Origin of the sequence: Emcibacter sp. (genome assembly GCF_048269205.1) — a bacterium.
Lineage (GTDB): Bacteria > Pseudomonadota > Alphaproteobacteria > Sphingomonadales > Emcibacteraceae > Emcibacter.
Genome location: NZ_JBLXJC010000001.1, coordinates 668,775 through 693,078 on the forward strand (window position 1 = coordinate 668,775; position 24,304 = coordinate 693,078).

The 24,304-nt window shown below is 53.8% G+C and carries 16 protein-coding genes and 1 pseudogene; 11 read left to right on the forward strand and 6 right to left on the reverse strand.

The window, feature by feature from the left end:
• The first annotated feature begins 3 nt into the window (after positions 1–3).
• From ACN0YD_RS03195 to proC, 5 genes are all read left to right on the forward strand, one after another.
• The gene (locus tag ACN0YD_RS03195; protein ID WP_417317197.1) at positions 4–3,189 is read left to right on the forward strand and encodes an amidohydrolase family protein; all 3,186 of its coding nucleotides are present in this window, start codon (positions 4–6) and stop codon (positions 3,187–3,189) included.
• A gap of 146 nt (positions 3,190–3,335) precedes the next feature.
• The gene (locus ACN0YD_RS03200) at positions 3,336–3,962 is read left to right on the forward strand and encodes an FMN-binding negative transcriptional regulator (protein WP_417317198.1); all 627 of its coding nucleotides are present in this window, start codon (positions 3,336–3,338) and stop codon (positions 3,960–3,962) included.
• Positions 3,963–3,988: 26 nt separating this feature from the next.
• The gene (locus ACN0YD_RS03205; protein WP_417317199.1) at positions 3,989–5,527 is read left to right on the forward strand and encodes an amino acid permease; all 1,539 of its coding nucleotides are present in this window, start codon (positions 3,989–3,991) and stop codon (positions 5,525–5,527) included.
• A gap of 37 nt (positions 5,528–5,564) precedes the next feature.
• Positions 5,565–6,389, forward strand: a complete 825-nt coding sequence (locus ACN0YD_RS03210; RefSeq protein WP_417317200.1) for an AraC family transcriptional regulator — start codon at positions 5,565–5,567, stop codon at positions 6,387–6,389.
• A 32-nt stretch (positions 6,390–6,421) separates the two neighbouring features.
• Positions 6,422–7,270, forward strand: coding sequence for a pyrroline-5-carboxylate reductase (gene proC, locus ACN0YD_RS03215; protein WP_417317201.1), 849 nt, complete (start codon positions 6,422–6,424; stop codon positions 7,268–7,270).
• Positions 7,271–7,276: 6 nt separating this feature from the next.
• Here proC and ACN0YD_RS03220 read toward each other — a convergent pair whose 3' ends face one another.
• Entirely contained in the window at positions 7,277–8,254 is a 978-nt protein-coding gene (locus ACN0YD_RS03220; protein WP_417317202.1) for an alpha/beta hydrolase, read from the reverse strand.
• A gap of 335 nt (positions 8,255–8,589) precedes the next feature.
• On the opposite strand from ACN0YD_RS03220, the gene ACN0YD_RS03225 reads away from it, so the two are divergent.
• The 5 genes and pseudogenes from ACN0YD_RS03225 (at position 8,590) to ACN0YD_RS03245 (ending at position 15,417) form a co-directional block, all read left to right on the forward strand.
• A complete protein-coding gene (locus ACN0YD_RS03225; protein ID WP_417317203.1) occupies positions 8,590–10,743 on the forward strand; it encodes a TonB-dependent siderophore receptor in 2,154 nt (717 codons plus the stop codon).
• 106 nt (positions 10,744–10,849) lie between these two features.
• Positions 10,850–12,145 (forward strand): OprO/OprP family phosphate-selective porin, encoded by a 1,296-nt coding sequence (locus ACN0YD_RS03230; RefSeq protein ID WP_417317204.1) that lies wholly within the window; start codon positions 10,850–10,852, stop codon positions 12,143–12,145.
• Positions 12,146–12,253: 108 nt separating this feature from the next.
• Positions 12,254–12,346, forward strand: a pseudogene (locus ACN0YD_RS03235) (hypothetical protein); the annotation flags it as partial.
• A 421-nt stretch (positions 12,347–12,767) separates the two neighbouring features.
• The gene (locus ACN0YD_RS03240; protein ID WP_417317205.1) at positions 12,768–14,939 is read left to right on the forward strand and encodes an OsmC domain/YcaO domain-containing protein; all 2,172 of its coding nucleotides are present in this window, start codon (positions 12,768–12,770) and stop codon (positions 14,937–14,939) included.
• Between the two features lie 82 nt (positions 14,940–15,021).
• Positions 15,022–15,417, forward strand: coding sequence for a DUF1330 domain-containing protein (locus tag ACN0YD_RS03245; RefSeq protein WP_417317206.1), 396 nt, complete (start codon positions 15,022–15,024; stop codon positions 15,415–15,417).
• Between the two features lie 70 nt (positions 15,418–15,487).
• Here ACN0YD_RS03245 and ACN0YD_RS03250 read toward each other — a convergent pair whose 3' ends face one another.
• From ACN0YD_RS03250 to ACN0YD_RS03270, 5 genes are all read right to left on the reverse strand, one after another.
• Positions 15,488–16,654, reverse strand: coding sequence for a serine hydrolase domain-containing protein (locus ACN0YD_RS03250; protein ID WP_417317207.1), 1,167 nt, complete (start codon positions 16,652–16,654; stop codon positions 15,488–15,490).
• A gap of 234 nt (positions 16,655–16,888) precedes the next feature.
• Positions 16,889–18,373: an MFS transporter gene (locus ACN0YD_RS03255; protein WP_417317208.1), complete on the reverse strand. Its 1,485-nt coding sequence runs from the start codon at positions 18,371–18,373 to the stop codon at positions 16,889–16,891.
• Entirely contained in the window at positions 18,370–19,143 is a 774-nt protein-coding gene (locus tag ACN0YD_RS03260; protein ID WP_417317209.1) for an alpha/beta fold hydrolase, read from the reverse strand. The genes ACN0YD_RS03255 and ACN0YD_RS03260 overlap by 4 nt, the downstream gene beginning before the upstream one ends.
• Complete coding sequence (locus ACN0YD_RS03265; protein WP_417317210.1) at positions 19,140–20,426, reverse strand: serine hydrolase domain-containing protein; 1,287 nt, start codon at positions 20,424–20,426, stop codon at positions 19,140–19,142. The genes ACN0YD_RS03260 and ACN0YD_RS03265 overlap by 4 nt, the downstream gene beginning before the upstream one ends.
• Positions 20,427–20,586: 160 nt before the next feature.
• Positions 20,587–23,208, reverse strand: a complete 2,622-nt coding sequence (locus ACN0YD_RS03270; protein ID WP_417317211.1) for a TonB-dependent receptor plug domain-containing protein — start codon at positions 23,206–23,208, stop codon at positions 20,587–20,589.
• Between the two features lie 388 nt (positions 23,209–23,596).
• Between ACN0YD_RS03270 and ACN0YD_RS03275 the strand changes: the two genes are divergently transcribed.
• Complete coding sequence (locus tag ACN0YD_RS03275; protein WP_417317212.1) at positions 23,597–24,289, forward strand: TetR/AcrR family transcriptional regulator; 693 nt, start codon at positions 23,597–23,599, stop codon at positions 24,287–24,289.
• Positions 24,290–24,304: the final 15 nt, after the last annotated feature.

The window sequence follows — 24,304 nt, forward strand, 5'->3', positions numbered from 1 at the left end:
TGAATGACGTTTCTTAAGAAATACAGCCGCCTGATCCTGATGGGGTGTGCCTGGGTGTTGCCGGTAACGGGACAAGCCGGTGAGGCATTGCCGTTAAATCCCACCCGCTTGATGGAGTTCGAGACCAATGAAGGCACCTGGATGTCCCTGGATGTCTCCCCAGACGGCCGAAATATTGTCTTTGACTTGCTCGGTGACCTGTATGAATTGAAGGCCGATGGCGGCAAGGCCAGGAGGATCACCTCCGGCATGGCCTTTGACACCCAGCCGGTCTTTTCTCCGGACGGGCGGAGGATTGCCTATGTCAGCGACCGATCCGGTGCGGAAAACCTGTGGGTTCTGGACCTGAGGGAAGGAGAGCCCCGGCAGGTCAGCTTTCAGGACAGCGAACGGGCTTATTTTTCCCCGCAATGGTCTGCAGACGGCAGTCATCTCTATGTCTCAGTGTTCCGGCCGGACCAGAATGGTCATGCCCTGTGGAAATTTCCTGCGTCCGGCAATGGTAAGGGCGTGCAGCTCTCTGCGGCAAAAGTGGGGGGGCATCCCCAAAGCGTGACCGGCGCCATGGAAAGTCGGGATGGAAAATATCTCTATTACGCCTATCTGGGGGAGGGACTGGACCTGGCCCTCCCGGTCAAATGGAGTATTCGCCGCCGTCATCTGGAGACGGGAGAAGAGGAAACCCTGGTCAAGGCGGTATCGACCCGGCAGGCTGATCGTGACGGCGGGAGCTATTTCAGGCCAGTTGTCTCCTCGGACGGCCAAAAACTTGCCTACGGTGTCCGTCATAACGGAATGACCGGGCTCAAGGTAAGGGATATGGAGAAGGGCACTGAAAAATGGCTGGCCTTTCCCATTCTGAACGACCAGTTGCAGGCCACGCACGTGCAGGACATCCTTCCGCGGTATAGTTTCACACCGGACGGCAAAGAGATACTGATTACCGACGGTGGCAGGATCGTCAAAATCGATGTGAAGACCGGAGAGAAACGCACTATTCCTTTTACCGCGGATGTTTCGATTGGTCTTGGTCCCCGTCTTACTGCAGAGATAAGGCAGGAAGAAGGCCCTGTGAGCGTCCGCATTATTCATACGCCGAGGCAATCGCCTGATGGCCGAAAACTGGTCTTTTCCGCCCTTGGCGCGATCTATGTGATGGATCTGGAAAACGGAGCTCGGCCGGCTGCACTTACGGACCGGTCTCGTCCCTCCTATCATCCGGTCTGGTCTAAAGACGGAAAGTCGCTGGCTTATGTAACCTGGTCGGCACGGGAAGGCGGGCATGTCTGGCTGCGCCCTCTGGATGGAGCAGGCAAAGCACGCAAACTTACAGATCAAGCTGATGTTTATCGCTATCCGGCTTTTGGTCCGGAAGGTAGATATATTTATGTCCAGCGCACTTCGCATAACGATAGGCTTCTCAGCCATTTTGAGTATGGCAATCTGAAGGATGCGAGCCTGCTGCGCATAGACCTCGTCAGTGGAAAAAGCAAAGTGATCTACCAGGGGAACTTTGCCGGGGGCGTTCAGTTTCAGAGCAAGAAAAGTACCTTCTATCTGATGACCCACGATGGGCTTATTGCCCTGGACCAGGAAGGCCGGCAGCTCAAAGAGCCCCTCAATGTAGTTGGTACAAACTGGTATTTCCTTGAGGGATCTGCGCAGGTGGATAGCATGAAAATCCATCCGGACGGCAACTGGCTTCTGGTACAGAGCCGCCAGCAGCTTTATCTCGTGCCCGTTTCGGAAAAGACCACTGGCATGACGCTGGACCTGTTTGATGAAAAGACGGCGGCGCAAAAGCTCACCACGGTCGGGGCGGATTATTTCGACTGGGCAGACGGTGGGCAGAGCATTATCTGGTCCATTGGTTCCAGCATCTACCGCAGGTCGCTTGAAGGCGGAGAGGCGGAAGTATTCGAGGCGCCCGTTGAGCTGCCGCGCGACACGCCGAAGGGCACACTTGTGCTCCGCGGGGCGACCCTGGTGACCATGGATCGTCAGGGTGTGCTGGAGAACGGGGAGATTCATATCCAGAACAACAAGATTGCAGCCATTGGTTCCGGCGGCAGTCTTGCGGTTCCGAAGGATGCCCGCATTCTAGACCTCAAGGGCAAATATATAATCCCCGGCCTGATTGATACCCATCATCATGTGGGGGAGGTGCGCCGCGACCTTCTGGACTTCGAAAGCTGGGGATTGTCTGCGAGCCTTGCCTATGGCGTTACAACCTTGTTTGATCCGTCCAGCCTGACCCTGGATCCGTTGGATTATGCTGACCTGGTGGAGGCCGGTTTGATTACCGGTTCACGGCTTTATTCAACCGGGCCCGCGATCTTTTCCTTCAATAATTTTCGCTCCCCCGATGAAATCCGTGAAGTATTCAAGCGTTACCGGGACCATTACCGCATCAGAAATCTGAAAATGTACAAAACAGGCAACCGCAGGGTACGCCAGTGGTTCGCCCAGATCGCCGCTGAAATGGACATGATGGTAACCAGTGAAGGCGGACTTGCCCTGAAGCATGGTCTGACCCAGGTGATAGATGGTTTTGCCGGTCATGAGCATGCCCTGCCAACTGCCCCGCTGTACAAGGATGTGGTTGAGCTTATGAGCCAGAGCCGGGTTGCTTACACGCTTACCCTTCTGATCACCAACGGCAGCTACGAAGGGCAGAATTATTTTATCACCCGGGATAATCCGGCCGGGGAGGGGAAACTCAACCGTTTCTGGCCCCGCGACATGATTAACGGGAAATTTCTCAGCAAGGAATGGTTCGCGCCGGAGTTGTACCGCTTTCCGCAAACAGCAGAGAGTGCTGCCCGTATCCAGCGGACTGGCGGGTTGCTTGGTGTTGGCGCCCATGGTGAGGCCCCGGGTATCGGCACCCATTGGGAAATGGAGGCATATGCTATGGGCGGCATGACGCCAGAAGAAATCCTGAATGCCGCGACATTGGGCGGGGCGGAGGCTATTGGTCGGTCCGGTGACCTCGGCAGCCTGACAGTCGGGAAACTGGCGGACCTGGTCGTGTTGACGGAGAACCCCCTTAAGAACATCCGGCATACCCGGGCCATCGACATGGTGATGAAAAACGGCCGGCTGTACAAGGGGGAAAGCCTGGACGAAATCTGGCCCCGCCAGAAAGCTTTCGTTGGACAATGGTTCAGGGCAGAGCGAGCCAATTAAAACCAGACTTTTATTCTTTTGGGTATGGCCCAAAGGGAGTAATTGTTGGCCTATCTTCGAATTCGGGCCGTATCCGCAGGTGATAGGCTTCATGCATACTCAGGATGATATCTATCCTCAGTGATTGATCCAAAAGGGATAATCCCATGTATGCGCCCGAACCTTTTAATTTTACAGATGTTGATACAGCGGTACTGCTGATTGACGAGATTGTCATGGGAACCTTGCTGGTTGGGGGTGATAAGATCGAGGGGAGCCCTGTTCCTTTCATGGCCAGGGTGGACAGCGATGGCACCCTTTGTCTTGTCGGTCATATGGACCGGGCAAACCCCTTGTGGCAGCGCATGGAAGATCATGGGCAGGTCATAGTCATATTCTGGGGACCGAACAGTTATATCTCACCATCCTACTATACCTCCAAGCCTAGAGTGCCTACCTGGGCCTATGCCACGGTTCACGTCACCGGACGTCCGCAATTGATTGAGGATGCCAATGGGGTGGACAAGATTGTGTCGGATCTTAGTCGTTTTCTCGAACAGGAAGGCAGCGCGTGGCATATCTCCCAGGTGGAGGAATATAAAGAAAAACTGCTGAAAGCCATTGTTGGCTTTGAGATCAAGGCCAGTGATTTCCAGAGTCAGGTTCGTCTATTGCAAACCAATACGGATGCGGACCGGAAAGCTGTTTTTTCATCTCTTATACAGGGCTCACCGGCTGAACGCCACGTGGCGAATATGATGATTAAAATGAAAATGGCCGTCGGTAATCAATAAGACTTAAATAAATAAAGGAGAGTCAGGTGCAGGGGAATCAGGGATTCAGGGGAAGGCTCTACCTCAGGAAGTCAGTAAGCCGCATTCAACATGAAGCCAATAACCATGGCCTGAAAAGGCATCTCGGCAAATTCAATCTTCTGTTGCTCGGGGTGGGATGCATCATCGGTGCGGGCATTTACGTGATGAGCGGAAATGCCGCCGCAAACTTTGCCGGACCCGGGGTTGTTTTTTCCTTTGTCCTTGCGGGTACGGCCTGCGGATTTACAGCACTTTGTTACGCTGAGCTGGCATCGACCCTGCCGGTGTCGGGATCGTCCTATACCTACTGCTATACCTCGATCGGCGAGATATTCGCCTGGTCGCTGGGCTGGCTTTTGATGTTGGAGTACGGGCTCGCCGCTTCTGCTTTGTCGGTGGGGCTTTCCGGCTATATCAGTAGTCTTTGTGCGCAGTTTGGTTTTGACATTCCTGCATCGCTTGCTTCGGCGACGGTCCAAGCAGCTTCCCATGATGGAATTTCTGACTTCCAGTTAACGGGAGGGTTCAATTTTCTGGCAGTAGTAATGATTGCGCTGGTTACCTTGGTTCTGGTGGTGGGAATTTCTACCTCCTCCCTGGTGAACAATATCCTGGTCGTGATTAAGGTCAGTGTACTGACTGGTTTTGTCATTATTGCTTTCGATGCGGTGGAACCGGCCAACTATGTTCCGTTTATTCCGGAAAATGAGGGAGGGTTTAAGTATGGCTGGGAAGGTATCCTCCGGGCCTCCTCCACACTCTTTTTTGCTTATCTTGGTTTCGAGACTGTTTCAACGGCGGCCTCCGAGGCACGCAATCCTCAAAAGGACATGCCCTTTGGCATTGTCGGTGCCCTGATATTCTGTACCATTATTTACATGTGTGTGGTGGTCATTATGATCGGTGTAGTACCATTTCGCGAACTCGGTGTACCTGATCCGATCGCTCTGGTAGTGGACAGGCTGGGCAAACCCGAATTTGCGGCTTTGATCAAGATCGGTGCTATTGCCGGCCTGGCTTCTGTATTGTTGGTCAACGCTTACGGTCAATCCAGAATCAGTTTTGCCATGTCACGGGACGGTCTTCTTCCGCCCATTTTTTCCCGGCTCCATGAAAAATTCAGAACGCCTATGTATGGGACCATTATCCTTGGTACGATCTCGGCGGTCGCCGCCGGTCTTTTCCCAATTACCCTGTTGGCGGATTTTGTAAGCCTGGGAACGGCTTTTGCCTTTTCGATTGTATGTCTCAGCACCATGTGGCTGCGCACTATCGAGCCGGACCTGGAGCGTCCGTTCCGGGTGCCGCTTGGCGGGATCTGGTACAAAGGCATATGGCTCGGCTATGTACCGATGATCGGCATACTTCTTTGCCTGGTCATGATTGGCCCGGTCATTCTGGATATCTTCCTGAAAGCATTTTATGGGGACATCATTCCCGCAATCTTCCTGGGGTTCTATATCTTGTTGGGGGTTTACGTATACATGTCGTTTGGCCACAGGAATTCCACCCTGGGTAAAGGGGAAGAAGTGGAAGCCCGTTAAACCGGGTGCCGAATGCTGTTGTTTTGAGGAGCCGATTATGGTTGGATTGCAATATTACGCGTCAGATATCCATGTTTTGGACAGGATGCACATGAAGGCAAAAAGCAGCGCAGCCCTGGAGTATATCGACCGGCCGGTCACCGCCCTGGAAGATGAATATCCGGAAGGATTTATAGATGACTGGCATCATCACAAAAGATGCCAGCTGGTTTATGCTGCCAAGGGTGTTATCAACGTCATGACAGAAGAGGGAAGTTACGTTCTCCCTCCTCAGCGGGCCTTGTGGATACCCGCCGGCATCTCCCATATGGCAACCTGTAAAAGCGATGTCTCCCTGCGTACCCTGTACATCGATCCTGTGGTGCGGACAAACCTTCCCGGTAAATGCCGGGTTATCGAAGTGTCCGAGCTTCTGCGCGCCCTGATCCTTCAGGCCATGAAAATTCCCCGCAAATATGACGACAACAGCCGGGAAGGAAGGATCATGCGCCTGATCCTGGATGAAATCGAGCTGATGCCGATCGAACCCCTTCTAATCCCCTTGCCCGATGACAAGCGGCTTGCTCAGGTCTGTCAGGATTTTCTTTCGGACCCGACACAGGAGAAGGACCTGACCTGCTGCGCTTCTGATGCGGGGATGAGCCGTAGGACATTTACCCGGCTGTTTCGTCAGCAGACCAGTATGAGCTTCTCCGCCTGGCGGCAACACGCAAGACTGGTTGAGGCCTTGTCCCGCCTGTCGGAAGGGGAGCCCATCACTACCGTGGCCTTTGATGTGGGTTATAACAGTTCAAGCGCTTTTACCTCCATGTTCCGGAAAACCTTCGGAGTTCCGCCAAGCAAATATTTCAAGGACCAATAACCCGGCAATCACGGGTTTTTGCGAGCGAGAAGATGATGAATAGTTCAATTCTGGAAACGGATTGTTTGTCCGGCAAGAGGATATTGCTGATCGGCTGCGGCAATATGGGCAAGGCGATACTGAATGGCTGGCTTTCCTCTGGCGTTGATCCTGATAGTATCTTTATTGTTGATCCCGGGTTAGGGGCTGGTCTGCCCGGGACCGGGATCCCGGCCAGGAATGTCAGCACCGACGGATCGGGGTTTGATCCAGCTGACATAGTTGTGTTGGCAGTAAAGCCGGGGCTGATAGAGCAGCTCAGCCAATGGGCGGGTGCGCTGATATCGCCCGTCACCCTGTTATTGTCTGTCGCCGCCGGGGTAACTGTGGAAACCCTCAAAGGCTTTTTCCCCAACACGGAAGCTGTTATGCGGGTCATGCCGAACCTGTCGGCTTCAATCGGTCAATCGGCAAGTACATTGTTTGCTTCGTCAGAATGTCGTGACTTCCAGAGACGTCAGGCTGCACTGTTGTTTCAGGCTATTGGCCGTGTTTTCTGGATTGAAAAAGAAGAGCAGATGCATGCGGTGACCGCGCTCGCAGGTTCGGGACCGGCCTATATTTTCCTGTTTATTGAAGCCGTTACCTCCGCCGCCGTAGCGGAAGGACTTCCGGAATCGCTTGCCCGGGAACTTGCTGTGGCGACAGTCGCCGGGGCCGGGAACATGGCGGTAGAGACGCATTTGCCAGCCGAGCAATTACGACGGCAGGTTTCCAGTCCGAAAGGGACGACAGTTGCTGGACTGGCGCCACTTATGGAGGGGCAGGGGAATCTGTATGATTCTCTGAAAGTGGCGATTTCGGCGGCAGCAGCAAGGTCGAGACAACTGGCCGGAGAGTGAGCGCTGCTAGTTAAGGGTATTTAAAAGCCAGGCGCCGGTTTCGTCCAGAGCCTCTTCGGCGATTCCCCCGAACATCATGGATTCAAGAAAACTATGGGTGGTTCCGGTGCAGACTTTCGCAGTTACCGCGACACCGGCTTGCTCCAGGTTCTTTTTCATCTCCATGTTTTCGTCATAAAGGACGTCAAAATCGGAGATAACCATGTAGACCGGGGGCAGCCCGGTCACATTTGCCAGGATAGGGCTCGCCATCGGATCAAGGACCTGTTCTTCACTCTCGAGGTAGCATCCCCAGAACCAGTCCATTTCCTCGCCGCTCAGCAAATATTCGCCGCTGCCGAATTTTTTATAGGATGCGTGACAGCGACGGCCGTCGAAAGCGCCATAGTTCAGAACCAATGCCTTGATAAGATCAAGGTGGCCCATTTCCCGGAGTTTCAGGCAGGCGGCGATAGTCAGGTTCCCGCCAGCGGAATCGCCGCCGAGGGTTAAGCGCTCGCGGTCGATATCAAGCTCGTCTGCATGCTGCTGACACCAGAGAATGGTTTCTGCGACCTCGATGAGCTGGCCCGGGTATTTTTTCTCCGGCGCATGGCTATAGTCGATGCCGATCACCCGGAAGCCCGTGCGGGCGGCATATTCACGCATTAGCCTGTCGTGCGTATCGAGGCTGAACAGAACCCACCCGCCACCGTGAATATAGAACAGGGCAGGCGTAGTGGTTTCCGTCGAAGGGCTATAGATGCGAATTCTCACATTTCCACATGAAAGCGGCAGGATTTTATCCTCAATTGAGCACATATCAGGGCCACCCTCGTAAAAGGGTTTGCGGGCTTCTTCGGTCAGCCTGCGGGCCTCGGGGAACGGAACGTCTGTCAGTGGCGGTAAATTTTCACCGGCCTCGGCCATTTTTATCAGGAACTGTTCGATTTCTGGCCTGAGGCTCCTGTCGGCGCGGGCTGTAGGTGTGCTTTCTCGAGGCATGTGAGTCTGTCCCGGTTTTAATAGTCTATCTTTTTTCAGGAAGGGCGCATTCCCAAGTCTGCTCCCTGTGAATCAACAATCGAGATGAATCTACTGTTTTACAAAGGACTGGGTCTCCTCTATATGGGCCGATGTCTATTTTGATCGGGCCTTACCGAAATATCTCTCGCCTGCACCAGGGGACTGGATCAAAAGATGGCCTGATCCGGCAACTAACTGACCCTGTCGATTTATTCACGGCCGGTTAGACCGGTTATCATTCTTAATAAAATAAGCGGACTTCCTGCGTTCAGGGAGGTCCAGATACCTCAATCTAATCCGCCGGGAGGATTAACATGAACATGATGTTCAAGCGTAAGACACAGTTATTGAGCAGCAGCGTGCTCGCAGTTTCCATGATGGTCACCGCAGCGGCAAAGGCACAGGAGGAAGCAGGCAGCTCGGAAGAACTGATTTTTGAAGAGATTACTGTAACGGGCTCCTATACCATTAATGACCGCCTGGATACGGCGACTGGCCTTGGACTTTCCCTGCAGGAAACACCACAGTCCGTCAGCGTAATGACCTTTCAGCGGATCGAAGACCAGAACCTGGAATCCCTCGCGGCCGTTGTCTATAATGCGGTTGGCGTTTCCGCCCGTGAACTGGACAGCTCCCGCGCGGAATTCTCCGCCCGCGGTTTCGATATCCAGAATTACCAGGTGGATGGTGTGCCGCTGGCCTGGAGCCCGGAAGGGGATGCCGGGGAAACCCAGTTGGACACCTATCTTTACGAACGGGTGGAAATTGTTCGCGGGGCGACAGGTCTTTTGACTGGCGCAGGGGACCCGTCCGCCTCCATCAACCTGGTTCGCAAGCATGCGGATGATAAAGAGCTGACGGGCAATGTCGCCGCGGAAGTCGGTAGCTGGAGCAGCTATGGTATCATGGGTGATATCAGTTCCGGCCTGAACGAGAGCGGTTCGATCCGCGGACGTTTTGTGGCGAGCTACAGAGATGAGGAATCTTTCCGTGACCTGGCTGAAAATGAGACTTTTGTCCTCTATGGCGTATTGGAAGCGGATATTACAGAGCAAACCCTGATCCGTGTTGGCGCCAGCTATCAGGAGAATAATCCAACGGCTTCCACATGGGGCGGCCTGCCAGCATGGTATGCCGATGGCAGCAAGGCCAGCTGGGACCGCAGCAAAACCAATGCGGCGGACTGGACCTACTGGGCATCTGAAAATGAAAACTATTATGTGAACATTGTGCATGAGTTCAGTGAAGACTGGATCGCCAAGGTCAACTATAACCGCAACAAAAATTCAGCCGATTATCGCTTGCTATACCTTTTTGGTGTACCTGATCAAGTGTCTGGTCTTGGTATGGGACCATTCCCTTACCGGGCCAATGTCAGCAGCGAACAGGACAGTTTTGACCTGCAGGTGAAGGGTAAATATGAATTGTTCGGCCGTGATCACGAGCTGGTTTTTGGGGCCCTGTATAGTGATCAGGAATCCATAACACCGGCCTACTCATCCAGCGGCGTTGCCACTGTTGGTGATTTCAATGCCTGGGATGGGTCCTTCCCGGAGCCGACCTGGTCTGATGAGCCGACAAGTATTGTGTCGGAATATAAAACCAAGCAGACAGGTTTCTATGCCGCTACACGGCTGAACGTCACTGATCAGTTGAAAGTGGTCGCCGGGGGGCGTATTGCCAAATGGGACCAGGAAGGCGCCAGCTACGGTGCCAGCCTGAACTATGGCAACAGCGGGGTTTTCCTGCCTTATGCGGGTGTTTTGTATGATGTTGTGGAAAACCACACCCTCTACGCCAGCTACACGGAGATCTTCAATCCGCAGAATTTCCAGGATCGCAACGGCGATCTTCTGGATCCGCTGGTGGGCAAAAACTATGAAATTGGCCTGAAAAGCAGCTATATGGACGGTGCCCTGCATACGACAGTGACTTTGTTCCTGATTCAACAGGATAACCTGGCCCAGCCTGATGGATTGATTCCTGGCACCATCTTCCAGGCCTATTCCGCGGCCAAGGGCACGGAAAGCAAGGGCTTTGAACTGGAAGTGGTTGGTGAACTTCTGCCGGGTTGGAATGTCAGCCTTGGCTATACCCAGTTCACGGCGGAAGATGCCGCAGGCAGCGATGTCAACACAGATCATCCGCGCAAGCTGCTGAAACTGTTCACCACCTACAGCTTCCAGGATACCCTGGACGGCCTGACCATTGGCGGCGGGGCAAACTGGCAGGATAAAAACTATACCGATACCACAAATCCGTTCGACTGGGAGCCGGACCGCCTGCAGCAGGATTCCTATGTCCTGGTCAGCCTGATGGCGCGTTATGACATCAGTGAAAATCTGTCCGCCCAGGTTAACGTGGAGAACCTGCTGGATGAAACCTATTTCAGCCAGATCGGTTTCTTCGATCAGCTTGCCTACGGGGCGCCTCGTAACTTCAACTTCAAGATCAGGTATAATTTCTAGGATCTGACAACCTGTAAAGCCTGGAGAGGATTGTCCCCTCCGGGCAATTTTCTCTAACCTTTGGCATTCAGGTTCCCTTGACATTTTGAAAGGGAGGGGGGTTCTTATGTGCAAATTTCTCCTTTGTTTCGCTCTTTTGTCCCTGGTCACTTCACCAGTCCGGGCTGAGAATGAAGACCTTATTCGGATCATCAATGAACAGGCAGAGCTAATCAGAATACTTGAAAAGCGGGTTCTGGCCCTGGAAAACGCCAGATCCCAAACTGTCTCCAGCGAGGCACTGCAAAAACCAGAGGTGACTCAGCCTGCCTCTGTGAAAGCAACAGCAACAGGGCAGGTGTCTCCCTCTCTTCGCTTTCGCGGGCGCCTGCAGGTGGACGGGGGTACATTTTTTGATACAGAGGTTAGTCGGGAACTGAACAGCGGTATGGCCTTCCGCCGGTCCAGGATTGGTGTGTTGGGGGCATTGCCCGGGGAATTTGACTATCAGCTTCTCCTCGATTTTGCTGACGGTGAAAAGGTGAAATTTGACGACAGTTTTATTCGCTACAAGGGCTGGAAGTACGCTGATCTCACTGCCGGACAGCACAAGGTCTATCATTCTCTCGATTCCGCTACCAGCGATATTTATGTGCCCTTTATGGAACGTTCCATCGTCTCCAACGCTTTCGAGGCCGGGGCCGGGGGAAAGCTCGGCATTTCCGCATTCTCAAAGGGCACGGACTGGACACTCCACATTGGGTTTATGACGGACAGCGCCAACCGGACCGCACAAGAAGAGGACGGATGGGGGCTGAATGCCCGGACAACCTGGTCTCCGTTTCACGAAAGCGGGAGGGTTCTCCATTTTGGCGCCTCCTATTATTACCGTGAAGAAAGCGAAAAGGCGGTTAGCTTTTCCGCCGGTCCAGGACTTAAGGTTGGCAACAGCGCAATTGTCGGCAGTGGCCGCATTCCCATGTCATCCTATAGGGTGGCGGGGCTGGAATTCGCCGCGGTTGCCGGTCCCGCCTCCCTGCAGGGGGAATATAACCGGGCTGATGTTATGGCGCTCGGCAGCAAAGAAAACCCGGAATTCTGGGGCGGTTCAGTGGCGGCAACATACAGCTTGACGGGTGAGCCTCGCACTTATTCTGCCGGCAGTGGCGCTTTTGGGCGGACTGTGCCTGCGCGGGATGTGAAGGATGGCGGTCCCGGTGCCCTGGAGCTGGCGGCCAGGTTCAGTTATCTCGATCTTGAAGATGCAGGGCAGGGGCAGCGCCTTGAGGACATTACCCTCGGCATCAACTGGATTCCTGTGGATCATGTAAGATTGATGGTGAATTATCTCTATTTCAAAACACTGGGGGCAGAGTCCTGGTCCGGCCAGGGTATTGGGTTTCGTGCCCAGGCGGACTGGTAGCTCTTGATTTCTTGGCATTGTCCAATGAAGGCTTGCGGCCTGTGAGAAATTAACCGCCTAAAGAGCACGGTCCTGTCCACTTTTTTAAGACAAGTCCGCAGTCCGTTTCCTGGAATAGAAAGGCCGCTGTGTCCTTACCCTCTGGTAGCTCGCTATCAGGGGGGGGCTGAAGAAAAAGCAGAGAGTTTCAAGTGTGAATAAATTCGTGTAGACAGAGATTTGGGCGCCAAATATGGCGCCTAAATTTCAAAATTTTCCTTACTTTGGTTCGCGGGAATTATAAAAAAGAAAATATAACTTATGTAACGAACTTGCCGGTGTTGATGGGCTGTATGATTAAGTTCATATTCTTCCAAGGTTTCTTGCAAATCCCGTCCTCGTAGCCAACTTAAATGTCACACCCTTTGCTGGAGCATTTGTGTATAGAATTTTAGGGTTTCCATTGGTAGCGCACCTCCGCGACCAATCTTATCTTTCAGATTATTCAGATCATTGCTCGGGGCTATCGGGCGCTGAAAGTCAGATTTTCCGGCTACCTCAAAACGGCTATTCACCTTGACAAAATACCGGATATGAATGATGACGCATTATTGAAGTCACCTTTTCAGGAAAGAATGGGCATATGGAAATCACTGTAAATTTTTTGGATAACCTTCGGCTGGAGGCCAGGTTTGATGATTTTACCATAACGACCGATCAGCCTGTTCGCTATAAGGGCGACGGCACCGCGCCAAGCCCGTTTGACTATTTTCTTGCTTCGTCCGCCCTGTGCGCCGCCTATTTCATTAAGGTTTATTGCCTGGCGCGGGGTATCCCGACAGATGATATCCGGGTGTCGCAAAATAACATTATCGATCCGGAAAACCGCTATAACCAGACCTTCCAGATCCAGGTTGAGTTGCCGCCCGGCATTTCCGAACAGGACCGGGTCGGCATTCTAAGGGCGGCGGATCGCTGCACCGTGAAAAAAGTCATTCAGGAAGCCCCGGAGTTTAAAATCGAGGCCGTGGAAAGTCTGGAGGATACGTCACTTCTGCAGGGCTATGGCGGCGACGGCAATACGATGATTGTGGGCAAGGACCTGCCGCTGGAGAAAACCATATCCAATATGACGTCGATCCTGTCTGATATGGGCATTAAAATCGAAATCGCCTCCTGGCGTAACATTGTGCCAAATGTCTGGTCTCTGCATATCCGGGAAGCAGCATCCCCCATGTGTTTTACCAACGGCAAGGGGGCGGCGAAGGAAAGCGCCCTTTGTTCGGCGCTTGGCGAATATATCGAGCGGATGAGCTGTAATTTCTTTTACAACGATTATTATTTTGGGGAAGAAATCGCCAACAGCCCCTTTGTCCATTACCCCAATGAAAAATGGTTTGAAGCCGGCCCGGATGATGCCCTGCCGGAGGGGTTGATGGATGAAAAATGCCTTAAGCTCTATAACCCGGATGGGGAGCTCAGGGCGTCCCATTTGATTGATACCAATTCCGGACGGGTGGACCGGGGTATTTGTGCCTTGCCTTTCACCCGCCATTCGGACCAGGAAACCGTCTATTTTCCGTCCAATCTGCTCGAAAACCTGTTTGTCAGCAACGGGATGAGTGCCGGCAATAATTTGTATGAAGCACAGGTGCAGTGCCTGTCTGAAATATTTGAGCGGGCCGTCAAACGGCAGATTATCGAAGAAGAGATCATTCTGCCCGATGTGCCGAAAGAGGTTCTCGCCAAATATCCCGCCATTCTGGCCGGTATAGAGGAGCTGGAAAACAAAGGCTTCCCCGTTGTGGTCAAGGATGCCTCCCTGGGCGGGAAATATCCCGTCATGTGCGTGACCCTGATGAACCCCAAAACCGGCGGCGTTTTTGCGTCCTTCGGCGCACATCCAAGCTTTGAGGTGGCACTGGAACGTTCCCTCACGGAGTTGTTGCAGGGCCGCAGTTTTGAAGGTCTGAATGATGTGCCGCCGCCGACCTTCAGCAGCCATGCCGTCTCGGAGCCACATAATTTTGTCGAGCATTTCATTGATTCAACCGGTGTTATCTCCTGGAAATTCTTCAGCGAAAAACATGATTATGACTTTTGCGAATGGGATTTCAGCGGCACGACCGAAGAGGAAAATGAGTGCCTGATGAATATTCTCTTGGGCCTTGGTAAAGAGGTTTATGTGGCAACCTATGAGGACTTTGGCGCCTCCGCCTGTCGCATTCTGGTGCCGGGCTATTCGGAAGTTTATCCGGTGGAGGATTTGATCTGGGATAATACCAACCAGGCCCTGATGTTCAGGGAGGATATTCTCAATATCCATGCCCTGGGTGATGAAGAGCTGGAGGACCTGCTGGAGCGTTTGGAACAGTCGGAGCTGGATCATTATACGGTCATCTCCACCCTGATTGGCATCGCCTTTGATGAAAATACCGTGTGGGGCAAGCTCGATGTGGGGGAGCTGAAAATAATGCTTTACCTGGCCCTCAAACAATATGAAGAAGCGCGGGAACTGGTGGGCGACTTCCTGAATTTCAATGATAATACAGTGGAGCGGGTCCTGTTCTATCAGGCCCTGGCCGCCGTGCTCGACATCACCATTGATGATGACCTGGAGATCGAGGATTATGTGCCGAACCTCAGCCGGATGTTCGGCGCGGATGTCATGGAACAGGTGTTGGGCGTAGTAACAGGGGAGATCAGGTTCCCCGGCCTGACCAGGACGAGCCTTAAACTCGAAGGACTGGACAAGCACCTGAGATTAATTGAAAGCTATAAAAAACTGCACAGGGCGCGGGGGGAAGCACAGTAAAGGAGTCTGGTTTTAACCAAACAACCTCTGAACCTGCGGCGCTTCATCCTATACTTCTTCCTGTAATAAAGAGGGGACTACGATGGACAGCTACATGGATCCGACAGAGGAGGATTTTAAAGCCTTCCTGGCACTGCCAAAAGACCAGCCGATTGCCATGCTCAACCTGGTCCGGTTCAAAGAGCGGGCCGAATATGACGATGGGCGTCAGGTGACGGGTGCCGAAGCCTATGGTCTTTACAGCCGGGAAAGCGGACCGATTTTCGCACGGGTCGGCGGATCCATTTTGTGGAAAGGCAGTCCGGAGCTGATGTTGATCGGTCCGTCAGAGGAGAAATGGGATATGGCCTTTATTGCCCGCTATCCCGATGCCGCGGCATTTCTTGAAATGATCGGGGACCCCGCCTACCGCCAGGCGGTCAGGCATCGCCAGGCGGCGGTGGAAACCAGCCGCCTGATCAGATGCAGGGAGCTTTGAACCCTATAAGCACAATGTATATCTCCACAATAGTACTTTATTCTACACCTTCCATCTCAATCTGTTTTGCTTATTTGGCACTGAGTGCTTTAGCTAATGCAATTCCTATATCTATTGCATAGATCGTCTCGTTAATGATTTCATCGTCTTCTATAGAACCGTTCTGATTTTTGTCATCATAGCTGCCGTCGATACGGTTGCTGGCTGTAATGACAAACAAACCATGATCGGCAAGAAACTGTGAGTAATAGTTATGGGAAGCTGTCGCTCCCGAGTGTGCATACACCGTTCCTCGAGTTGGAGAATTGACTATCCCCCATCCATAGCCATACCAGCTTTTATGTTTTCGAATCTCTCTGTGCCTGCTAAAGATCATAGCTGACAAGTCATTTCCCAAAACACGTCCGGCAACCAGCCCGGAATGCCATTTGACGCCATCTTTTACCGTGGAAAGAATAGTCCCGCCACCTATTGGCATCCAGGTGTCCTTGGGTAGTGTGATCGGTGAATCACGCTCCTCACCATTGGTATACCCCCTTGCGACAGGTGCGTTTCCACCATTGAAATCCCACATCGGAGATTCCAGAAAGCCCGTATTCGTCAGGCCGTAAGGTGTAAACACAAAACGTTCGACGTATTTTTGATATGCTAGGCCCGAAACACGCTCTATTAAGGCATGCAACAGGGCGTATCCCATATCCGAATATGAAAAATCCTGGCCAGGTTTAAATAGTAAAGGTTGGGCCAATATGGACTTCTCCATGATTTCCCGCGTTGTAGTCTCGTAGGACCGGTCATATTCATCAGGCAATCCAGACGAGTGTGTCAGGAGTTGGTGAATGGTAATTTCACTCTTGTCAGCCGGTACATCAGGAAAATACTGGGGGAGACGATGATCCAAGGATAAATGACCATCACGTACGAGTGTCAGTACTGCGACGGCAGCATAAGCTTTGGAATTTGATCCGATATCGACAGCGGTATCAACCAGAAAGGGTACTTTGGCAGCATCATTCGCCAGGCCATAAGCTGCTTCAAAAATAACCTTGCCCTGCCTGTCGGCAACGAGCACTGAGCCATGAAAATTAGCTGCGCTGGTGAAGTCCTCCATTACCTTGGTTATACGTGTAGATAATGGCTCAGATTGCATGGAATACGCTTGAGGCGCGACCAGCGCCAAACAAGCGGAAACGAATAGCCAAAAATGGGGTATAAAATTTATAAAACGATCATTCACTGTATTTAACCTTCCTGAATAGAGTGTAGGGGAAGGTTTGTCCGATTGCGAATACGTACGCCACCTTCCCAAAAAACAATGGAAAATGAACGCCGCAACGCAAGCCACAGGTAGTCTATATGACACGCTCGAACGTGAAAGAAAGTTAACATTCCGCCGTTGATGTGGCAAACAATATCAATGGAGTTTGAGTAAACTTTAGTAATGTCGAGGCATCATTGAGTCTGATCCGGTTCAGGTGGTGGTCCGGTTATTTTCCGCATTGCGCTGTTCGAGATCTGCGATGATCTGCTTGTGTTTCTTTCTTGTCAGGTGATATCCAAACAGGAACAGTGGGGAAAGCGCTGCAAAGGCCGCCGGGAGCGGCCCTGAGATCAATCCCAGCTTGTCCAATACCTGGGTCGGGATAACAAGGCTATCCCCCTTTGCGGCGATATCGGTCGGGAACATGATCGCGTCCAGCGCCAGTCCGGCAATCAGGCCGCCCAGACCGGCGGCAGCCTTGTAGGCCAGCGTCAGGCCGGAAAAAAACAGTCCTTCACGCCTGACCCCGAACATCCACTCATGTTCGTCGGCCGTATCGGCGAGCATGGACTGGAAGGCAATGCCGCCGACCATGATGGCCGTGCCGACCAGAAGCCCGTTGAAAAACAGGACTACGGCTGCGGTAGAGGGCGAGAAGGGGAACGGTCCGTAAAGTTGAAACAGCGGCGGCCATATCTGGAAGAGTGAAATGCACAGAAATGCGCCTATCGCAAGTGTTCGCTTTTCGATATAGCGCAAGGCGATTGCACTGATCGGTGCGCCGAGCAATGGCCCCAGTGTGGTGCTCAGCAGGATCATCTGGATGGCAAAGCTATCCAGTTTCCAGAAGTAGCGGGTGGCATGCAACGCAAGCGAAACGGACGTGGAATAGGCGAGAAAATAGGTCAATACCGTGCCGAACAGGATAAGGAACGAGCGGTTTTGCACCAGTTCGACCAGTTCGCGGACAAAACCGGCGAGGAAATGAGTTTCGCTGGGATGGGCGCTATGCAACCGCGGCAGGGCGCGCCGCACGGCCCAGATCGCGACTAGGCCGGTGAGCACGATGGCAGCGGCGCTGGTCCAGGCAAAGGGGACATAATTTTCACGCTCGATCAGGCCGGAAGGGCCGGACATATAGACACCGAGCCCCAGCACCACGGCGCACAGGATGCCCGCGTTCTGAAAGGAAAGACGATAGGAGACAATGCCAGCCCGCTCGCGATAATCATCGGTAATTTCTGCGCCGACCGCTGTGAAGGGCAGGACAAAGCAGGAGGTTGAAACCCGTAAGACGATGAGGCAGGCGGTGACATAAATAAACAGTGAAACGCCGGTAAGAGAATCCGGAATGGAGAAAAGCAGGCCAAAGGCGCAGGCAATCGGCAGCAGGCTGATGATCATGAAGGGGAGCCGTCGTCCCAGACGTGACCGGACCCGGTCGCTGGCCAGGCCGATGGCCGGATCCACAACGGCATCAACCAGCAGGGCGATCATCTTGGCGAGGCCGGCCATACCCCCGGACATGCCGCAGACCGCCGTCAGATAGAAAAGCAGGAAGAAGCCAAACCCCGCTGTCACAAAACCATCGGCCATGGCACCGACACCATATTGCGCCTTGAAACGCCGTGTGAGAGGCGTACTGCGCGCGGCCCGGGCGGTCTCTTCAGTGACAGTGATGCTAAATTCGGTCACGGTTTTCTCCTTGCAATGAAGTCGCTAATTTGCCGGCCCGCCTCGGCACCATATTGCTCGATCAGGGAAATGTGATCCCCGGGCAGCGGAAGAAACGGGATATCATGATCGGCTGCGAACTGTTTGGTCGGATTAAAATAGAGATCCTCTTTCCCCATAAAGAGGGCGACCGGGGCCGGGCAGTCCGCAACACCTTCCGCCAGGCCAGTGAGGTCGTTCATCCCGTTGACTGCCGCAGCCAGGGCAGACTCATTTTCCGGCTGAAGCCAGTCCAGCATATCGGGACGATCCCGGCGCACCATCGCCCCCAGAATGTCATAGGTGATCTCGGGCAAACCCCAGGCAGCAGCCGGTGTATACATGCCTTTTACCACGTCCCAGCCACCGATGGAGAGGGAGGCAATACGCTCAGGGTGATGCGTTGCCAGTGCAGATGCCATCCAGCCGCCCATGGAATATCCGACCACATGGGCGCGATCTATATCGAGTGCATCAAGAACGGATGCCAGATTAAGCGCACGTTGGCGGGCGCCATAGAGCGCCGGATCATTTGGGGCGTCACTCTCCCCATGTGCCAGTGAGTCCGGCGCGATGATGTGGAAATGCTCAGCGAGATATGAGCCCAGGTGATTTTGCAGGAAATTAGTTCCACTGCCGAAAGCACCGTGGATGAGCAGGAGCGGGAATCCGCTCCCTTTCTCAACATAATGAATGCGATGGCCTGCTGCATCGACGTACCCGTCGGTGAGGGCATGCGGCGGTTCACTCATGTTATTGGCTCCTGTGGTTCAAATCCTGACCCATCCTCCAGCGCAGCATAAATACCGCGCTGGTAAACAGGCAAAGCCCGGCGGCCGGCGGCGCCGCGCCCCGTAGCAATAGTTGATCCTGAATTTGCGGAAACAGGAACCTGATGCTGAATTAGATAGATCATGACCAAATCATGGACAGGATCGGCCTGCCACCAGGTGCCGAATATACCGGGCCAGGTTACCGAACCCTGTGCACCAATGGCATAGGGGTTGTCAACCAGATCCTCGGCAACAGACAGCCCCAGACCGAACCCTGATTTCTGCCATAGCGGCATGCCGGCAAAAGGAATATGACGCTGTTCGTCGGTGAGCCGGTTCGTCTGCATCAGCGCTACGGTCTCCGGCTGCAGCAATCTCTGTCCTTCAAAGGTGCCGCCGTTCAGCAGCATGCGGGCGAAGCGATGATAATCTTCAGCGGTCGAAATCAGCCCGCCGCCTCCGGGGGTATAGCCCGGCGGTTCGTCGTACATTTCGGTTTCCACCTTCACGAGCCCACCGGTCTGTTCTTCATAGCGGTACAGGCTCGCCAGACGGCGCCGTTTTTCTTTGGGAAGCCAAAAGTCCGTCTCGACCATGCCGAGCGGCGTAAAAATACGCTCCTGCAGGACCTGGCGCAGCAGTATGCCTTCGATGCGCCCGATCAGGAAACCAAGAACGTCCGTCGAATGGCCATAGTGGAAACGTTCGCCCGGCTGAAAGGCAAGCGGCAATGTACCCAATGCAGCCAGCCATTCATCCGGGGTTTTACGGTTCATGCCGGGATCGCCGAGCGCATCATCATAGGCCTGTTGCAGCGGTCCTTCCGAGAAGGGGGCGTAAGCAATGCCTGAACGATGGGTGAGCAGATCCTCGATGGTGATTTCGCGGTTGGCAGGCACCGTATCCTGCAGCGGACCAGCGGGATCGACTAGTACTTTCAGGTTGGCGAGCTCCGGAACCCAGCGCGAGATCGGATCTTCGAGGGCGATCTTGCCTTCTTCCATCAGCATAAGAGCCGCCGCCGAAGTGATGGGCTTGCTCATCGAGGCAATGCGGAACAGAGTGTCAGGCCGCATCGGGGTGTGCGTTTCGATATCGCTCCAGCCTATCGCTTCAGACTGAACAATCTCGCCGCCTCTCGAGGTGAGTGTCACAATACCCGCGAGTTCGCCACAATCGACAAATTCCTGGAGAGCAGGTCCGACCATGGCGAGCTTTTCGGGATCGAAACCATGAGCACGGGATAGGCTGTCGCTGGTCATTAACTGGGGGCTCCTGCTGTACAGAGGTCACAATCGGGCGGTCGGCGTTCGGTTTAAAAACTTGTCTGCTGTGCCGCAGGAGAGGGCGACTTTTGGTCACGCTCTCCTGCGAAGCTTTGAATTGGTGTGGTAACTATCCCAATCAATTACTTCTGTTGGATCAGAAGCTGGATTTCAGATTGAGGGCGATGTAGCGCCCGATCGGATTATAGTTTCCGCCGATGCCGTCTGTTCCGGGAAAGAACGGCGGCTTTTTGTCAAACAGATCGTTGACCTGCAGATTGAGCTGCGTTCCCGAAGCAAAGCTTGTATCCGGCAGGGTCCAGGAGACACGCAGATCGACTGTCGTGTAGGAACCGGACTTATATTCGCTTGTCCCGGTGGGAGTGGCGAAGGTATTGGTAATGCCATCGCGATAATTGACAAAGGCGGAAACACCGACTGAACCGGCAGCGAACCCGGCAGTTACCCTGACCGTTGCCCGGGGAATGCCGAATTTCAGGTTATCCGTCACAGGCGCGGAAGGTGAGAGCCGTGTCTCATAGTTGAAGATATAGTTCCCCGCTACACCGGCGAAGATCGCACCGAAGTCCGTTGACTGCCAATAGTTGATATCGAAGTCCATACCTTTGGTCTCGATAACGCCGAAGTTGCCGCGGCGCTGATCCAGCAGGTTGCCAATTGCGGGCAGCGGACTTGGCAGGTTGACGGGGACCGCATTGGAACCTGACAGCAGGCCATTAAGTTCTGCCACAGTCGGATCGCGGTAAACAACAGTCTGGAATGTCGGATCCGTAAAGATAAGGGATACCGGCGGGGTTCCAATCACTTCAGTATATCTGATGTCATAGAACGTCAGGCTTGTGCGAATCTCCGGAAGGAAAGTCGGCTGCCAGTCAACACCGAACGAATAGGTGCGGGCCTTTTCCGGCTGCAGGTCGAGATTGCCGCCAAGCAGGTAGACTGTGTTGACCTGTGCTGCGCCGCGTGAGGGATCGCGGGCGAGGGATGCCGCCTGATCAGCGGTGAGGTAATAGGCCCCAACGGTTGCGCCGATTTCGCGCATGCCCGGCGCCTTGAAGGAGCGGCCGTATGTACCACGGACGGTTACACCTTCCATCGGCTCCCAGCTAACCCCGATCTTTGGATTGGTCGTTGAACCGAAGTCGCTGTAATGGTCATAGCGCCCGGACAAAGATAGAGAAAGGCTGCGGATGAACGGCGTATCACTGTCTTCACCGATAATCGGGACGAACAGTTCCCCGAATACCGAATAGATATTGCGGTCCAGGTCTTCGGGAACCGGGATTGTGCCGACAAAACCACGTTGCTGGAATGTCTCGCGACGATATTCGGCGCCGGCGGCAATTTTCAGTTCACCTGCGGGCAGATCCATAAGCGGTCCGTCGATTTTAACGGCGCCCATGTAGGTCCGCTGCTTGACGGTCACATAGGTTGCAGAATCCAGGATGGCATCGATCACCGCTTGAGAGGTGCCGTTGCCGAACGGATCCAGGGCCGTCTCAGGTGTTGTGCCAGCGGCTGCCGCACCAAGTGCAGCGGTGTTGATAGTAGGAATGAAGGCGTCGTTTGTGGCCCAGTCATAGGTGCCGTAGACGCTCAGATTCAGGTCGCGCGGCAAGGTCACATCGATACCGGCGGATGAGTTACCGACCTTTTTGTGGTCCCTGTTAATGCGATGGTCGGCTCCGACGAGATTGTCGGGACGGAACAGAACCAGCTCTGTGGTCGCGCCACTGCCCGGAGGGGCCTGGAAGAAGGGGTTCGTATTGGTGAGCACCACCGTCTGGACGGCCGGAGCAACGCGAATTTCGTCCTTGCGGTCCGAATAGAGAAGTTCACCCCACAAGGTGATGTCTTCACTCAGTTGCTGCTGAGCCGTGACGAAGGCGCTGTGCATGCGGGATTTCGGGAACAGATCGGCCACGGCGCCGTTATCACAGTAATTTACCGTGTTCGGGGCAAGATCGGGGGCCGCATAATTCACCAGATAGAAGCTTGTATCGACCAGTACATTGGGCGAAGCACAACTTGTCGAGCGGGCGTCGATGCCGCCGGCTTCCCGGTAATCCAGGGAGCGATAGTCTCTTTCACCGCCAGTGATATTGTCGTTTTCCATATATTGATAAGCGGCCAGAACAGAACCCTTTTCCCATTCATGACCGACCAGGCCGTTGATGGTAAAGGCATCATAGTCGTCTGCCATCCCGTAGTTGACAGAGGCTTCGACGCCCGAATAGCGCTTGCGGGTAATAAAGTTCACAACCCCTGCAATGGCGTCCGAGCCGTAGATTGACGAGGCGCCGTCTGCAACAATTTCCACCCGCTCAATCGCCAGGCTGGGAAGAAACGGATAATCGGGGCTTGTTTCATTGGCGGCGCCGGAGGCCAGTCGGTGGCCATTCATGAGCACCAGTGTCGCGCTTGTCGGCAAACCGCGCAGGCCCGGCGCAAAGGAACCGTATCCGTCACGGCTGGCTTGGGGTGCTGTGTTGAAGCTGTTCAGCTGCGGTACGGTCGCGAGCAGATCCGGAGTAGTCGCGGCACCGATCGTCTCGATATCTTCGCGGGATACGCCGATGAGATTCGATCCGACAGGGGGTACCCCACGGATACTTGTTCCGGTGACGACGATTTCGTCAAAAACGAATGCCTCTTCCGATGCCTGTGCAGACGTGTCGGTCTGCTGTGCATAGGTAGCAGAAGCACTGGCCGTCATGAAGGCTATCGCCGAAACTGAAGAAATAAGTTTAGAAATCATATTCATTTTCCTCCCATTTGGGTCCGCTTTTCACGTGCTGGAGTGACGTGCCTGTGCGGACATGAAATTTGAAAATTTCCAGTAATATTGATGAAGCGTTATGGCTTGTTATTTGCCTGACTCAAGGTCACGCTGGTTATATTCCCTATAGGCGCACCCTGATGGGCTAAAGCCAAAATAATCCACAGAATCATGTGGTGATTTTCCTCCCTTATCAAACCTAATATCTCAAGGAGGGCAGTCAGTCAACTTATTTATTCACGACTAAATTAGTTTGTTTACGGGCAGGTTAACGCTTGACCGGATAAGGCCGTCACCCTATGATCCCTTCATAATAATCAGATGGATCGCGTCCTTTCGGCGGGTCCGATCAGGAAGGCAGGAGGCTATGGCAGCAGCGCCGAAACGCAAGCAGCGCCGCACGCGCGCCGAGATGCGGGCTGCGACCATGAAGCAGATCCTCGACACCAGCGAAGACCTGTTCGCCCAGCTCGGTTATTTCGGGGTGACGATCAAGGATGTCGCCGACAAAATGGGCATCCATCCCGCGCTGATCCACTATTACTTTGACGGCAAGAAGGCCTTGTTTGATGCTGTTTTTGAACGCCGCATGGACTATGCGGTTTCCACCCGGACTGCCGGGCTGGACGCATACGAGGCGGAGGTCGGCGATCATCCAACGGTCGAAGGAGCGCTTCGTGCCTACTATGACGGTGCGTTCGACGTATATATCAACGGGGACGAAGGCTGGCGCAGCTTTGGTCGCATCTTCGCACAGGTAAACAATGCCCCCGGCTATGGTGCGGAAAAGATGGATACTTATTTCGATCCCCTGGTCCTGCGTCTCATCGGTCTTCTGAGGAAGGCATTACCCGACGCCGAGCCCGAGGATCTCTTCTGGAGCTTTCAATTCACTTCAGGCGCCTATACGCTGATCCTGTCACGGACCGGGCGTATTGACCGTCTGTCCGATAATTTGTGTGCGTCCGACGATTTCGAGGCGGTTCGCGAGCGGTTTGTAACTTTCATGGCCGGTGGTTTCGACGCTCTGTACAAGAGCAGGAAAGCAAAGGCGGAGTGATCATCGCTAACCGTC

What these genes read in the sequence shown, in the direction of transcription:
- ACN0YD_RS03195 (WP_417317197.1), top strand. Translation starts at nt 4, where the DNA reads ATGACGTTTCTTAAGAAATACAGCCGCCTGATCCTGATGGGGTGTGCC.
- ACN0YD_RS03200 (WP_417317198.1), top strand. Translation starts at nt 3,336, where the DNA reads ATGTATGCGCCCGAACCTTTTAATTTTACAGATGTTGATACAGCGGTA.
- ACN0YD_RS03210 (WP_417317200.1), top strand. Translation starts at nt 5,565, where the DNA reads ATGGTTGGATTGCAATATTACGCGTCAGATATCCATGTTTTGGACAGG.
- proC (WP_417317201.1), top strand. Translation starts at nt 6,422, where the DNA reads ATGATGAATAGTTCAATTCTGGAAACGGATTGTTTGTCCGGCAAGAGG.
- ACN0YD_RS03220 (WP_417317202.1), bottom strand. Translation starts at nt 8,254, where the DNA reads ATGCCTCGAGAAAGCACACCTACAGCCCGCGCCGACAGGAGCCTCAGG.
- ACN0YD_RS03225 (WP_417317203.1), top strand. Translation starts at nt 8,590, where the DNA reads ATGAACATGATGTTCAAGCGTAAGACACAGTTATTGAGCAGCAGCGTG.
- ACN0YD_RS03230 (WP_417317204.1), top strand. Translation starts at nt 10,850, where the DNA reads ATGTGCAAATTTCTCCTTTGTTTCGCTCTTTTGTCCCTGGTCACTTCA.
- ACN0YD_RS03240 (WP_417317205.1), top strand. Translation starts at nt 12,768, where the DNA reads ATGGAAATCACTGTAAATTTTTTGGATAACCTTCGGCTGGAGGCCAGG.
- ACN0YD_RS03245 (WP_417317206.1), top strand. Translation starts at nt 15,022, where the DNA reads ATGGACAGCTACATGGATCCGACAGAGGAGGATTTTAAAGCCTTCCTG.
- ACN0YD_RS03260 (WP_417317209.1), bottom strand. Translation starts at nt 19,143, where the DNA reads ATGAGTGAACCGCCGCATGCCCTCACCGACGGGTACGTCGATGCAGCA.
- ACN0YD_RS03265 (WP_417317210.1), bottom strand. Translation starts at nt 20,426, where the DNA reads ATGACCAGCGACAGCCTATCCCGTGCTCATGGTTTCGATCCCGAAAAG.
- ACN0YD_RS03270 (WP_417317211.1), bottom strand. Translation starts at nt 23,208, where the DNA reads ATGATTTCTAAACTTATTTCTTCAGTTTCGGCGATAGCCTTCATGACG.
- ACN0YD_RS03275 (WP_417317212.1), top strand. Translation starts at nt 23,597, where the DNA reads ATGGCAGCAGCGCCGAAACGCAAGCAGCGCCGCACGCGCGCCGAGATG.